Below are 15423 nucleotides of genomic sequence, written 5' to 3' on the forward strand. Positions count from 1 at the left end.
TCACGCGCCTTATCATTATTGTTTGATCTCCGTAGGGGCGACCGGCCGGTCGCCCCTACCCATATATAATTCTCATCGCTGTCATCGCGGGCGAATAATCATTCGCCCCTACACGATTACCGAACGTAGGGTGGGCTGCGCCCACCAAATGATGCCCGATGAGATTGCCACGTCGTCCTTCCATAATTAGGGTGTACGGAAGGACTCCTCGCAATGACAGTTATGAAGAAAGAGGTGAAGGAGAAGCCTCCTTCCGGGGGACCGGGGGTGTCCCCCGGATTTTCCACGTCCCCCAACGTATGGGGGACTAATAGGGGGTTCGGCCTACCTCGACCAACGACATTCGACATTTCAACTGCAGTTAACCCACCGTTATAACGATTTTGTGGTGGGTTAATAAACCCACCCTACGTTTTGATCTTAATGTTTGGACTCCTCGCAATGACACGTTCACGTAGGGGAGGGTTTTAAACCCTCCCCTACCAAGGGCGAACACATGGGTTCGCCCTGTACGGAACCACCCGGTCGATTTGTATCTATAGTACTCTTGGGGGGCTTGACAAATCAGCTTCAACAAGTTAGTATATCTCAACGCCCTTGCGATTTAATTGAAGAACAGTATATAGATTTTTTTTATTTTTCACTTGCGGTGAAGGATGTTATGTATTTATTTATTACCGCAGAAAATATCAGAAATTTCGGTGGAAGCTAACCTGATAGGGGGTTGGCTTCTTCTGCTTTTTAATAAGTAAGCGCGAATCTAAGAACCTTAAAAAGTGAACTCACCCTCTAATCCCTCTCTTTCACAAAGAGAGGGAAGACGACACAGGCAATGATTTGTCGGCAGGGTGAGTTAAACAAGAAATTTAGACGCCAGGACTCCATATATCCTAAGGAAACTTTAGATGAAAGGGGGTGGGATAAAGATATTGAACGCAAGGCGGAATTGGAGACCAAACAACTTTGTTCTAAACACGTATTTGAAGGTCTCGATGATTTACAAGGAGGTTTAATGAAAGGAAAGTTGACGAAACTTATGCTGGTGGCAATGATGCTCGTCACCGTGTTCGGCCTCGCGGCCTCACTGGCGACGGTATCATCCACGGCCACTGTGTCAGCTGCGGTTGATAAGTGGTCCCGGATGGATTTGCCAACCACGTTAAACTATCAAATGTTCCCGGATAGCGCTATCTGGGACGTGACAGGTGCCGATGACGGCACTCTGTTTGCCCTGGTGGAGGACACCACCGGCGACACCGACGTCATGGACGGCGCTGGCGCTCACGGGACATGGGACGGCCTGAGATGGGCTGTTTATCCGGCCTACTCGGACATAGCGCTGTTCAAGTCCACCGACGGCGGCTGCTCTTGGACACTGTGCTGGCATGTGCCCTCCTCAGAAAATGGCGCGCCAGTAGCGGTTGTACCGCAGCCCGGCTACGTCGATAACGACGCATCTAAGGACACGGTATTCGTGGCCATGGGCGCTCGCTATATCGGCAATGGAATCGATGGCGACGCCTACACTCTCTATGCCGGACCTACCGGCGTAACACCTGTCGACGCCGTGGGCAACATCTACCGCTCGGAGACCGGCTGTGATAGCTTCACCCGCGTCACCCCGCGCTGCCCCGGCGTTACCCTGGGCAGCTCCATCACATGCCTCGACGTCGTCGAGTGCAGCGTCTGCTCCGGCGGATGCCAGAACCCGTTCATGGCCATAGTTGGCACATCCAGCTTTGGTTTGAGCGCTGGCGACGCTGCGAACCCCGGTGTGACTAGCTTCGGCGAGGGCGTTTACTCCTGGAACCAGAACGGCGTGGCTATATGGAACGACATGCAGATTTCCAATGCCGTGCCCGGATTCGGCACCCCGCCCACACCCGGAACCATGGCTGCCGGCAACGGCCTGGATGTGCTCCAGGTTTACGGCTCGCGCAACTTCCCCACGGACCAGGTGATAATCGCCGTGGTTAACGACATCGCGAATGCCGACCCTGCTTATACCGCCAACACCAACGTTTTGGTTGGCGTCTATGTATGCTTCTGGGACGGCAACGACGGCTACTGGGGCGGCGATATAGACTCCCCGACAACCGCTTGCACATACGCGGCGGGCATTCCCGCTCTCCCGTGGCTTGGCGAGTCGGCCGGAGCCGCTTCCGTAACCACAGGCACAGACTTCAGCAACCTGGGAAGCTGCTACGTGTTCGTAGGGCTTGACGGCTGTTTAGCTCTTCCTACAAATAACGATGTCTGGCGCATCCGCGGACTTGCCACCGTGACAGGGCCCTCAACCACTGCTTCCTGCCGCGTAGGCATTTCCGGCGCCACCCACATCTCCGACATCATGATAAACTCGGAGATCAGCAACCCGCAGACGGCATGCTATGTCGCCTGCGATTTCCCTCCCGCACAGGCTCAGGTCTTGAGCGTATACAACCTGCTTGTATGGCCGGGCCCCGTGCCTTCCTTTAAACCACAGTCGGGCGCATTCCCGACCTACGTAACCGACGCGGCCGGCATAGTGTTTGCCGCGGGCGGCGGCGATGGCGTCACAACCAGCAGCGTGTCCAAGATGGCCGTGACCACGCGCGGTCCTGTCTTTAACGGCATTGGCATCATGGATGACATTGCTGTCAGCGAAAACATCCCCGGCTATGCAAGCCCGTGGTACGGCTCCTGGTGCCTTGCCGAGGCTGTTAGTGAGGAAGTCTCTCCCACCTATGAGAGCGACGGCCTTATCTATGTGGCCACCTACAGCGAATGGGACCACAACGGTTCCCGTTCAGATACCGCACTGAGCCTCTGGCGCCTTACCGACAGCTGCTGGGAGCGCATCATGTACGAGAACATCTCGCTCCCCGACGGCACTGTCTACTGGGGCAAAGATATGCTGCTCGATGCCGGCATAGCCACCTTTGTCGATGACTGGACCTGGTGGCCCAGGGTAGTGCCCCAGTTCTCCACCGACCAGAACATGTTCCTGATGGGCGGAGTCGCGAACTGGAATCGGTCCGTAATAAACGAGATGATCTGGACATCGCCCGACAAGGGCAACGACTGGAAGAGGCTGCCTCAGATGCCTATCGGCGCTTTCAACTATTCTGCAAACGCAGCCGGCCTTGTTGAGAGCGGCTGGTGGGTACAGGACAACAATACGCTGTTCATTGGCGATGATGGCGGCTACATCTACACGACCAAGAACCGCGGCGCGAGCTGGACAGAGGGCGTCCTCACCGGCGTCGGCCTCGAGATTGACATGATACGCACATCCCCGATATTCAGCTTCACCGGCGCTGCCGGAACCGACCAGTGCCTCATCGCGGGCACCTACGACCAGGATGGATTTACGGACGAGGTCTGGCTGTCTCAAGACGGAGCCACGGTAAAGGACCTCGAGAACATCGGCGATGAGATTTACTCCAGCCCGGGATGGATGGACATCCTTTCCCATCCGATGGGCGGCACAGTTGTAAACTTCGATAAGAACTGGGCCACAAACCACATAGTCTACGCCGCAAGCGGCGGCTGGCTGGACAGATGGCAGATGGTAGGCATGGGCGCGGGCGGCATCGTTGACCTGAACCGCATCGATTACACCGATGTGGTCGTTGCCCGTACCGAGGTCAACCTGACCGATCCTTCCGCTGCCACATGGGAGGACCTCTGGATCGCTGACGACTATAGCGACGTCGCCCCGGCACCACAGCCTCTCGATAGTATGGTGGTCGGCGATTCTCTCTATCGCTCTGTAACCCCGAGCATGCTGTCTATCGGTCCCGACGGGACGGTCTATGTGACCTTCTCCATCTGGGATTCGAGCTACAACAACAACCTCCCTAGTTCTTGGTGGGGACCCGGTGACACCCCATCTCCTAATGGCGGCGGACGCTACACCATGGGCGGCGTGCTGCGCTGTCTGGACGGCACCGCCACAGGCGCCGAGTTTGAAGTATGCCAGGACGGGCGTGGCACCTGGGACGGCCTCTGGCTCAACCGCGCTGTCCCCGGCTCAACCCACCTCATCTCCCTGACCTTCGACTGGAAGGAATGGCGCTTCAAGCTGGCCTTCTGGGAAGACACCCTCTCAGGCGCAGGCCCGGCTGCTTCCGGCCCGGCTAACGGCGCTACCGGCGTCGGCACAATCATGGCCGATACCAGCATAAGCGCACCTGTCAGCTGGGGCGCGCAGACCAGCGCCACACTGTATGAGTGGCAGGTCTCCGAGGATGCCGCGTTCTCCAATCCTCAGAGCGGCACCACCTCCGGGACATCCGTAACCGTTCCCGGACTCCAGGCTCAGACCGTATACTACTGGCGAGTACGGGCTGTTGAGCCCATGCTCGGCAAATGGAGCACCGTACAGGAGTTCACCACCGTTCCCGGCGGTGACTCAGGCGCTCCCGCGGCAGGCAAGCCTGAAGACGGATCTACAATATCGGATACCACTCCTCTGTTCACCTGGGGCAAGGTTGCTTCCGCAACCAACTACGAGTTGCAGGTAGCGACCGATCCCGGCTTCGGCGCCGCCGATATCGTCATCAACGAGACGCTCGGCGACATCTCGGCCTATGAGGCTGACAAGGAGCTGGTCAACGGCACATACTACTGGCGTGTGCGCGGCACCAACCCCGCGACCGATACCGAATCTCCCTGGAGCTTCGGCAGCTTCACCCTTGACACAGAGGCCGAGGGCGAGGGCACTCCGGTCTGGGTATGGGTGCTGATAATCGTCGGCGTACTGCTGGCCATTATCGTACTGGTGCTCATTCTGAGAACCAGACGCCCTGTTTAAGCGCTTTACGCTTAGACCACTAACCAGATAGCAGAGAGCCCCCCGCAAACGCGGGGGGCTCTTTTATTTGGCGGCGATTAGCGTTATCGCAATGTAGGGGCAATTCATGAATTGCCCCTACGGCGAGGCCACCCCTTCGTAGGGGAGGGTTTTAAACCCTCCCCTACATGAACGTGTCATTGCGAGACATTACATGGAACGGCGAAGCAATCTTATCATCTTTATAGTCGCTGTTGAAGGTGTTCTTCACCTTCAACCGTCACGCCGTCGCGCAGGGTCGAACACGGGGGGTTGCCCTGTTACAGGCCATCTACGTGGGGGCGGGTTTTAAACCGCTTCCTTGGTGATAATCTACGGAATGCGATATAATATAACACAGCAGATTTGTAGGGACTGCCAATTCGATAACAGGTAAACTTTCATATAAGGGAAGAACGGGCCGCATCATCGGCAAATGCTGGTTTTATAGCTAATGGGTATTGACATTACATAGCCGATGTGATACAAATGTTTAATTGTGTATTTTTCTTAATGAGAATACTTTAAGTGACATAATGTGAGTTGGGGAGGCCCCCTGCTCATGCTTGCTATTTGATAGATTGAAAGGAGGAGATGCCTATAGAGTGAATCGACTGGTGGATAAGGACCACGAGGAATCTGCCCCCCCTCGCGGACTACCGATCCCGGACAAATAAGGACGGGGGGCGTATAGGTTCCTTAAGAAAGGAAGGAGAAATGGAAGGAAAAAGAATAAAGGTATTCGGGGTGATCATGTCTCTCCTTCTGGTGTTTTCGTTTGCAGCGACGTTCTCTCTATCCAGTACAAGCGTTGTCTCTGCAGGAACTCAGAAGTGGACACAGATTACTATCCCCGGTACAGATGATATGCAATTGGCTCCGGGCACCGATGTCGGAGCTATGGCGGTCTCGCCTGATGGCGGGACTCTTTTTGTTGCTGTGTATGTGACTACCAACGCGTCTTTACCAACATTGATGACCGGTTACTGGTACGTCTTTAAGTCGGTTGACGACGGCTACACATGGAAAAACACCGGCTACTCTAACTCGGCTGATGTTGATCCTACGGAGCAAATCGTAGCTATTAAAACCTCTCCCGACTGGATGGATGACGGTGTAGTGGTTGTAGCAACAACGGATGACGCTTACTATTCTGCAAATCGCGGTACTGCGTTTGAATCAATGGTTTTCAACGGGACAGGAACAATTACCAGCATGGACGTATCCCTCGACAATGATGGCGATCCTACCTATGTTCTGGGAACGACCACGGATGTTTGGCTGTTAAGCGGCTTCAGCGGCTGGGAAGAACAGTATGTTGGTGATGGTTTCGCGGTAAATGTCCTTGCCGTAGCGTTTTCGCCAGAGTATGGCGAAGACGGAACGATATTTGCCATAATAACGGATGGCACTACCACGAAGATCAGGGCTGAAAGCGATATCTCGGTCAACAACTGGGGCTCGTATATTCAGGACGGGGTGTTTGATAACCCTGATCTTGGTCCCATTGTTGCCAGCACGGCCAGTATAGCATTCCCTGAAGACTATAACTCCCAGCCATCGGTATTTGTAGGGCTTGAAGCGCTTGACTTTGCAACAGGGGCGATCGAAGCGGGCGACGCGTTTCGTGTTGACCTCGTAATGGGAACCATAGCAACTTCAAATGTCGAGGACCTTGATATCAGGGGCGAAAACACCGAAACGGATGTCAACAGTATCGCTGTATCAGGTGCATCGTCCTCTGCTTTCATTATTGTGGGACTTACTGCTTTGAATAATGAAGGGCCGATGAGCGAATGGAAGGCCCAGGCTCATTACAGCCAAAACGGAGGAGAATCATGGCTGCAATGTTACAAGCCGCCGTCAGGCATGTGGTTTGTATTCTGCGGGCCAATAGTAGTTATGGCACCAGACTTCGAAGATAGCGAAAAGGCGTATTGCAGTAATGGCTACATAAACCGTCCATCCTTAGGAGGTTACCAGCCCACGTCATTCAGCGGTTTATATGTAAGCATAACGCAAGGTACTACGTGGAACGGACGCGGCCTTCTCGACCATGACATCGATGAGATTGAGGATGTGGTGCCGTCACCAAGATACGATACCGATAGTACTTTGTTCATGGTAACAAGAGATGATGTGGTAGATCTTCCATTGGGTATCAACGACTTTGGACTGCTGTGGGAGACAAAGGACGGCGGATCCAAGTGGGACCTCATTCTTGGTATGACTCTGCAGATTCCGTTGCCGGGAGTGGCAATAGACAAAATAGAGATCCCGGCTTACTATCCAGATGAGCCGTCCATGTTCGTTACGGGGCCACAAAAGCCTATAGCGCCTTATGATGATACCAACATCATCGCAAGAACGACCGACGAAGGTAATTTGTGGGCATCAACGCTCAGGGCTCCTTCCGATGGAGACAATAATCCCCTGCCAGTGGATGCTTGGAAGGTAATTGACAATAAAACTCTCATTGTTGCCAACTCAGACAAGGTTTGGAAAACAACGGATATGGGTGCCCACTGGATACAGGAAGATGGCAACAACATTACCGGAAATGTGATAGACCTGCAGCTCTGGAATGATACCACCGTGATTGTCGGCACCGATGCAGGCGATGTCTTCATCTGTCAGAACTGGGAGACGGACTTCTCCTTCACCCAGGTAGGCGACAGCCCCGGCGTAGCCGGAGATGAGGTGCGTTTGGCATTCGATACCAATTATGATGACAACGGCATGATTTATGCCGGAGTTAACGGCAGCGCTGCTACACAGGGCGTCTGGAGAATAGACGCCAATGGCGGAGACGACTGGGAGCAGATATACGATGCAGAAGACATTCTGTCCATTGCATGCGATGGCAACGGCATACTCTGGGCGGTAGCTGATGGTGGCGTTGCTTTCTGGCCTGCTGCCCTTCCTCTATACCAAACAGCAGCCATCCGCCAGGTAAATCCAACAGCCCCGATTGATGATATCTTGCCCGGTGGCGAGTCTCCCTTCGAATATGCTGTGAATGGGTTAACATCGAACCTGTGGTTAGACCTTGAGACAGCTCCTACACAGACATACGTATTCGCCATAGGCGGAGCTGGTAACACCGAGCTCTGGGCTTACATCGATACCCTGATAAAGCCTACCCTGATATCTCCCGCCGACGGCGCTACCGCTGCGGGCACAATCCTTCAAGGAAACGCCATGGCACTTCTGAGCCTCAGATGGGAAGAGATGCCCAAGGCAACGACGTATGAATATCAGGTAGCATACGATACGGGATTCGGGAGCATTGCCGTAGAAGACGATACGGTTGAGGGAACTCAAGCTACCATCCAGCTGTTCCTGGGTGAGCAGTACTACTGGCGTGTCAGGGCGGTAGAGCCCATCGTCAGCCAGTGGTCGGATGTCTGGACATTCACCACACCGCTGGGTCCTGCCAGCTCCAAACCTATCGTCACGTATCCGGGGGCGGAGGACTCACACAACGATATCCCGCTAACCCCGACGCTGACGTGGACCAGCACTGTCGAATGCACCGGATACGAACTGATGGTGGCCAAGAACTGCGACTGGTCGAGTCCGATAGTTAACCTGACCGGCTCCAGCGCACTTGGAACCGATACCTGCTACTCGATTACGCAGGCATTACATCAGGGCACCAACTACTGCTGGAAGGTTCGTGCTATCAATGAAGATACCGGTACGGCATCGCCCTGGAGCGATACCGGAACCTTCACTACACTTGTAATAGAGGAAGAAGAAGAGGAAGGCACTCCGGTATGGGTCTGGGTAGTGATCGCGCTCAGCGCGGTTCTCCTGGTAGGCGTTGTAGTGCTTATCATCAGGACCAGACGGCCTGTTTAAGCGCTTTGCGCTTAGACTCATAACCAGATAGTAAAGAGCCCCTCGCAACCGCGAGGGGCTCTTTTTAATTTATATCCCAATCCCGTTCTCATGGATAAGTTATGCCGCTCCAGTCTCTGTATACGGCTTTCGCACGTGTAAGGACAGACCTGTGCGTCTATTCTTATTTATCCGTATCCTAAATGTCATTGCGAGCCCTTCCATGAAGTTTGATATATGGAAGGACGAAGCAATCTCCGTTATCATATGGAGCCGAGTCGAAGCGTCGGCTGGATTGCCGCTCATGCTTCCATCATAAGAAATAAGAATACATGGTCGCGTTCCTCGCAATGACTTGTAAATGTCGGGTTAGAGTTCCCATATTGCAGGATGTTCGGTTCGACTTCTCAAATTCCATCAGCCTTAAATAAAAAGCCCCCGCATCCGGGGGCTGGAGAAAAATCGATTGGTAGGTTCAGAACCGTATCTAACCCGCAGACTGATAGTCCATAATAAAAACCTGAGCTTCCTGCGGCAGGCCGGATTTGCCTATCACCAGCTTCCTTTCCGGCTGGACCTCGGGTTTAACGCCCATCTCTTTGCGGAACTTGTCGATTGAGTCCATCTCTGATCTAACAACGGCGTCCGTCTTGTAATGCATGGGGATTACAACCTTAGGCTCAAGCAGCCTGGCCATCTCAGCCGCGTCCGACGCGCCGATGGTTGATGAACCGCCTACTGGAATCATCAGGATATCCACATCGGACAGGTCGGATGCCTTTTCCGCGTCCAGCACATGGCCCAGGTCTCCCAGATGGCAGATCCTGACACCGTCTATATCGATAAGATAAATGATATTCTTGCCCCGCTCCTCGCCCTTCACCGCGTCGTGGAAAGACCTTATGCCCTTTATCGCTACGCCGGACACATCGTATTCACCGGGACTGCTGATGACCCTGGGCGAACCCGAGATGCTCTTGACGCAGCAATGGCCGAGATGAAAATGGCTCAGCGTGACGATGTCGGCCTTCTGCTCTCCCATCGTATAGCCGATGGAATCGTCATACGGATCCGTTATCACCGTAACTTTTTTACCCTTGATTTTGAAACATGAATGCCCCAGCCATGTGATTTCCATCTTATTTCTTCATCCCTCCTGTGAGCCAGCTTACGCTGAATAAAAGTATAGCACAAACTCCGAATCCGAGCAGTTCAAGATTCTGCACTCCCGCCAGCTTGATGCCCAGCGCCGTTCCGCCCCCGCCCGCTATAGCCGCCAGCGCCCCCCACGAATTTACCCTGAGCTTATCCTTATAGAAGCCGGCCACTACAGGTATTACTATGCCGCTGGTGAAGATGGTGTAGGAATACAAGAGGGTGTTGATAATCCCTTTCATGTGCATAGCCACAAGCAGTGCGAACACTCCTATAACAATTACGCAAATCTTCGAAACTATCAGCTTCCGTCGTTCATTGGCATGAGGGAAAGCTTTACCATATACATCGACGCCCAGTATAGCGCTTGTCGTTAATATCACAGTGTCGGCGGACGACATCAGCGCCGCGAGCAGGGCCGCTATCACCAGTCCGCTCACTCCTACCGGCAGCAGATTCTGAATTACTGTGGGAAAGGCCTGCTCGGGTGCGATATTTGGATACAACGCCGCGGCTCCTATACCGATGAGAACGATTACGAAGGCTATGGGAATAGCCATGCCCGCAGCCGATAAGGCTGCTTTTCGGGCTACCTTCTCATCACGGGCGCAAAATAGCCTTGAATACATATCAGGGCCGACCACATAGACGGAGCCCGTTAAAATCAAGTAGAGAACCAGGTCGTACCATCCGAAGTTTTCGTTTACGGGGAAAGAGAAGTGCGCTGGCGGAAGAGCGGCCTTAAGCCCGCCGATTCCTCCCGCCTCGCTCAATACAAAACCCATCGTCACCAGCATTCCTATAATCAGGATGCCGAACTGGAAGAAATCCGTGCGGATGATGGAGTATTGTCCGCCCAGAACGGTATAGATGACGAAAACGGTGGCGCATATAGCCATCAGTGCGTTGAGATCCCATGAAGGAACAAGCACGTTCAACACCTTGCCGGCAGCGATTATCTGCGCCGCGCAAATGGCGATCCATGACACTGCTATAACTAGTGAGGCGATGAGACCCGCCTTGCTGCCGTATTGTTTCTCGACCAGCTCCGGCAGTGTATAGAGGCCGATTTTACGCACCTTTTTGGCCAGGAACAGGCCCAGGATTACCAGACCGATGGCTCCTACAAGGAGCCACCATGCGCCGGGAAGTCCCATCGAATAGCCGCTTCCCACCATCCCGATTACTACTGATGATCCCATGAAAGTGGCGCAGAGAGAGCCGGCTATGAGCAGAACGCCCCCGCTGCGGCCCGCCACGAAGAAGCCGTTGCTGTCCGAGGCTCGCCTCTTCCTGTATGCGTGAAAACCGATGGCTATTATGATTGCAAAGTACAGTACTATTATGGCCGCATCCAGCATTGTCCGCTCCTATAGTTTTCTCAATTTGATCACACCCGCGACGATTCTCTCAACGGCGCCATCAGCTTTCTTTAGAATCAACGCTCCGTCGGAGTCGATATCTTCGGCCAGACCTTTGATTTGACCCGACGGCAGTGTTACCACTACATGCGCGCCGATGGTATTGCTTAAAGCCTTCCATACAGCACGAATCGGCTCGAAGCCGCGCCCGGCCAGACTGCCGTAAAGCGATTCAAATTCGACCAGGATGGCCTGGAGAAGCTTGACGCGGGGGATTTCCCTGCCGGCAGCCTCCATCAGCGAAATTGCGCTTTCTTCGACTTCCTGTGAAAATGAATCGTGTGGTGTATTTACATTCAGGCCTATCCCTATGATGACCCAGTCCAGGCGGTCCGGCTCAGCGCTCATCTCGGTAAGAATCCCGCCGACCTTCTTTGTTTCGATCATGATGTCGTTGGGCCACTTCAGCCTCGGTTCGAGATTTATTTCGCGTTTTATCGCCTGAGCCACTGCAACGCCTGCGACCAGCGGTAAACGCAGCGCCTCGCCCGGATTTATGTCCGGCCGCAGGATAATCGAGAAGTATATCCCGCCGCGAGGTGAGGACCACGGCCTTCCCACCCTGCCGCGGCCGCCGCTCTGCGTCTCGGCGACAACGATTGTGCCTTCAGCAGCGCCCTGAGATGCCAGAGCTTTTGCGATCGCCTGCGTCGACGGAGCTTCTCCCTCATAGACGATTCGTTGGCCCATAATTTGCGTCTTGAGACCGTACGCGATCTCTTCGGGGAGCAAGTCGTCAGGCGCGCCGATAAAGTGATAACCTCTGCCAGGAACGGAATCGATGACGTATCCCTGCCGCTTTAGTTCGTTAATGTGTTTCCACACAGCCGTTCGTGATATGCCGATGGCCCTGCCCAGTTCCTCTCCCGAGACGGGGGTTCCCTGCCGTAACCGCTCCAGAATTTCCTTTTTATTCATAGGCCAAGCGCGAGCCTTTCCTGTCGCTTCACCGAAGATATGACTCCTGATACTTTAAACGAGCAAACGAACGCTTGTCAACCAAGTTTATTATTATGGTTGACAATAGATTTACAAAACTCGACGAAAGCTTAATCGGCGATAGCGTTAATAAAACAAAAAGAGGGAGGAACGAAGAATATTGTTGTCTATCCGTTCGGCTGCCAGCGCAGTGCCATAGCGGCCCAAGACAGCCCGGCGCCGAAGGCAACCAGGACTACCAGATCACCGTCCTTGAGCCTGCCCTGCTCCGCTGCCTCACACAAGGCAACCATCTCAGAGGCCGCTGAAAGGTTACCATAGCGGTCGAGATTCATGAAAACCTTCTCGTTGGAAAGATGTAATGTCTTCATCGCGGCTTTAGTGATACGCTGATTGGCCTGATGCGGGATAAGCAAATCAATATCGGATATCTTAAGTCCTGCGGCGGCTACCACCTGCTTCGCTACATCAACAAGTTTATTTACCGCAAACCTGAATACTTCACTGCCATCCATATGCAGGTAGTAATGCCCGTTGCTGGTCGCATCTATACGCTTGCCGCAGGGACCCGGAGCGTAAAGCAGGTCCGCGCCGCCGCCGTCATTGCCGAGCACAAAGCTGAGCATATCTGTCGATTTATCGTTGGCCTGCACCAAAACGGCCCCGGCGCCATCTCCGAAGAGCACGCAGGTGGAACGATCGGTCCAGTCGATGGCGCGGGTAAGAGATTCGCTGCCGATAACAAGTATATTCTTATAAGCCCCCGAGGAGATAAACTGATAGGCCGTAATAAGGGCATACAGCGAACCGCTGCAACCGGCCATCGTGTCGAAGGCGGCAGCCTTGCCTGCTCCCAGAGCATGCTGAACGTATGCCGCCGATGCCGGAACTATCCTGTCCGGGCTGCAGGTGGCCAGGATGACCATATCAAGGGCGTCGGGGCTAAGATGCGCCATCTCAAGGGCTTTTTTGCCGGCAATGACCGCCATAGTCGAAGTGGCTTCCTCATCGCCGACGATATGTCGTTCCCTTATTCCGGTCCGGGAAACGATCCATTCATCCGAAGTCTCCACTATCTTTTCCAGATCGCTGTTCTTCATGACGCGTTCCGGCAGATATTTCCCCCACCCTGTAATCCTTGCGTAAGCCATTTAAATTCTATCCTTTTCCAAGCTGCCTGAAGTATATCAAAGCGCTATTATGCCGTCAATACGAACAAACCAAGCAGGGTCACGGCGCACCGTGACCCTACTCAATCATCTATCCATAAAAACGAGGGCGCTCAGACATTATATACCGGACTAAACCTCTCGGAACTCGCCCTCCACAGTACCGTCATCCGGAGGTTTGTCACCGCCCGGAGGAGGCGGCGCCCCGGCCTCCGGTCCCTGCTGCTGACCGGCGCCCTGCTGGTAAAGCGTAGTGCCTATCTGTTGCAGTACATCCGAGAGCTCCTGCATGGTTCTCTTCATATCCTCGATATTGTTAGCATTGATAGCGTCGCGAACAGCCTTTACCTTGTCCTCGGCTCTCTGCTTCATATCCGCGGGTATCTTGTCTCCCTGCTCCTTCAGGGTCTTCTCGGCTTGATAGGCCACGGTGTCGGCGGTATTCTTAGTCTCTACCTCTTCACGCTTCTTCGCGTCCTCGGAGGCATGCGCATCGGCCTCGCGCTTCATCTTATCTATCTCATCCTTGGAGAGACCGCTGGACGCGGTTATAACTATCTTCTGCTCTTTTCCGGTGCCTTTGTCGTGCGCCTTGACGCTGACGATACCGTTAGCATCGATATCGAAGGAAACCTCTATCTGAGGCATGCCGCGCGGAGCCGGCACTATCCCATCGAGCATGAAACGCCCCAGCGTCTTATTATCGTTAGCCATGGAGCGTTCGCCCTGCAGGACGTGTATCTCCACGCTGGTCTGCCCGTCGGACGCCGTCGAGAATATCTGGCTCTTGGCCGTCGGTATAGTGGTGTTCCGCGGTATAAGCGGCGTCATCACGCCGCCCAGCGTCTCGATGCCCAGCGTCAGCGGCGTCACATCGAGGAGCAGCACATCGCTGACCTCGCCCTTGAGCACGCCGCCCTGAATCGCCGCGCCCATGGCCACGACCTCATCGGGATTGACGCCCTTGTTGGGCTCCTTGCCGAATAGCTCCTTGACCTTCTGCTGTACCAGCGGCATCCTGGTCTGGCCGCCGACGAGTATCACCTCGTGTATCTGGCTCGCCGAGAGCCCCGCATCAGAAAGCGCCTGCTTGCAGGGACCGGCGGTCTTTTCCACCAGCTCCATTACAAGCTGCTCCAGCTTGGCCCTGGTCAGCGTTATATTTAAATGCCTGGGCCCGGTCGCGTCGGCCGTTATGAACGGCAGGCTGACCTCGGTCTGCATCACTGTGGAAAGCTCGCACTTGGCCTTCTCCGCGGCCTCTTTCAGCCGCTGCAGCGCCATCTTATCCTGCCTCAGGTCTATACCCTGATCCTTTTTAAACTCATCGCAGAGCCAATCCATCACGCGCTGGTCGAAATCGTCGCCGCCGAGATGCGTGTCGCCGCTGGTCGATTTAACCTGGAACGTGCCCTCGCCAAGCTCCAGCACCGACACGTCGAATGTGCCGCCGCCCAGGTCATAAACGATCACAGTTTCATCCTTTTTCTTATCCAGCCCGTACGCCAGCGCCGCGGCGGTGGGTTCGTTGATTATACGCAGCACCTTGAGCCCGGCGATCTCACCGGCGTCCTTGGTGGCCTGCCTCTGACTGTCGTTGAAATATGCGGGAACGGTGATGACGGCCTCGCTCACCTTTTCGCCCAGGTATGCCTCGGCGTCCTGTTTCAGCTTCTGCAATATCATGGCCGAGATCTCCGGAGGGCTGTACTCTTTGCCTCCCATCAATACCCGGACCTCATTATTCGGGCCATTGGTTACCTTATACGCCTTGCGTCGCGCATCTTCTTCCACTGGCAGTTCGCGACCCGGCGGTTCCCCGAATTTGCGCCCCATGAAACGCTTAATGCTATAAACCGTATTCTCCGGGTTTGTGATAGCCTGGCGTTTCGCTATCTGGCCTACGAGTCTCTCGCCCGATTTACTCACGGCTACAATGGACGGCGTGAGACGCGAGCCCTCGGCGTTGGTGATTATCGTCGGCTCCCCGCCCTCCATTACCGCCACCTCGCTCATAGTTGTTCCCAGGTCTATCCCTATTACCTTTCCCATTTCTGCACCTCCATGATATGAAAAATTG

7 protein-coding genes are annotated in these 15423 nt (G+C 54.4%); 2 read left to right on the forward strand and 5 right to left on the reverse strand.

All coding sequences use genetic code 11. The annotated features are described in order from the left end of the window. The first annotated feature begins 1012 nt into the window (after positions 1–1012). Together WC562_08340 and WC562_08345 are read left to right on the forward strand one after the other, a co-directional pair. On the forward strand, positions 1013–4798 hold the full coding sequence (locus tag WC562_08340; protein MFA5056156.1) for a hypothetical protein: 3786 nt from the start codon (positions 1013–1015) through the stop codon (positions 4796–4798). A 735-nt stretch (positions 4799–5533) separates the two neighbouring features. Next, complete coding sequence (locus WC562_08345; GenBank protein ID MFA5056157.1) at positions 5534–8680, forward strand: hypothetical protein; 3147 nt, start codon at positions 5534–5536, stop codon at positions 8678–8680. 466 nt (positions 8681–9146) lie between these two features. Here WC562_08345 and WC562_08350 read toward each other — a convergent pair whose 3' ends face one another. From WC562_08350 to dnaK, 5 genes are all read right to left on the reverse strand, one after another. Beyond that, positions 9147–9797, reverse strand: coding sequence for an MBL fold metallo-hydrolase (locus tag WC562_08350; protein ID MFA5056158.1), 651 nt, complete (start codon positions 9795–9797; stop codon positions 9147–9149). 1 nt (position 9798) lies between these two features. After that, positions 9799–11175 (reverse strand): sodium:solute symporter family protein, encoded by a 1377-nt coding sequence (locus tag WC562_08355; GenBank protein ID MFA5056159.1) that lies wholly within the window; start codon positions 11173–11175, stop codon positions 9799–9801. Between the two features lie 9 nt (positions 11176–11184). After that, entirely contained in the window at positions 11185–12153 is a 969-nt protein-coding gene (locus WC562_08360) for a biotin--[acetyl-CoA-carboxylase] ligase (protein ID MFA5056160.1), read from the reverse strand. 188 nt (positions 12154–12341) lie between these two features. Continuing rightward, positions 12342–13325, reverse strand: coding sequence for a beta-ketoacyl-ACP synthase III (locus WC562_08365; protein ID MFA5056161.1), 984 nt, complete (start codon positions 13323–13325; stop codon positions 12342–12344). A 150-nt stretch (positions 13326–13475) separates the two neighbouring features. Continuing rightward, the gene (dnaK, locus tag WC562_08370; GenBank protein ID MFA5056162.1) at positions 13476–15395 is read right to left on the reverse strand and encodes a molecular chaperone DnaK; all 1920 of its coding nucleotides are present in this window, start codon (positions 15393–15395) and stop codon (positions 13476–13478) included. Positions 15396–15423: the final 28 nt, after the last annotated feature.

Source organism: Dehalococcoidia bacterium, from assembly GCA_041649635.1.
GTDB lineage: Bacteria > Chloroflexota > Dehalococcoidia > E44-bin15 > E44-bin15 > JAYEHL01.

Coding starts and splice junctions, on each gene's coding strand:
- WC562_08340 (MFA5056156.1), top strand. CDS start 1,013: ATGAAAGGAAAGTTGACGAAACTTATGCTGGTGGCAATGATGCTCGTC.
- WC562_08345 (MFA5056157.1), top strand. CDS start 5,534: ATGGAAGGAAAAAGAATAAAGGTATTCGGGGTGATCATGTCTCTCCTT.
- WC562_08350 (MFA5056158.1), bottom strand. CDS start 9,797: ATGGAAATCACATGGCTGGGGCATTCATGTTTCAAAATCAAGGGTAAA.
- WC562_08355 (MFA5056159.1), bottom strand. CDS start 11,175: ATGCTGGATGCGGCCATAATAGTACTGTACTTTGCAATCATAATAGCC.
- WC562_08360 (MFA5056160.1), bottom strand. CDS start 12,153: ATGAATAAAAAGGAAATTCTGGAGCGGTTACGGCAGGGAACCCCCGTC.
- WC562_08365 (MFA5056161.1), bottom strand. CDS start 13,325: ATGGCTTACGCAAGGATTACAGGGTGGGGGAAATATCTGCCGGAACGC.
- dnaK (MFA5056162.1), bottom strand. CDS start 15,395: ATGGGAAAGGTAATAGGGATAGACCTGGGAACAACTATGAGCGAGGTG.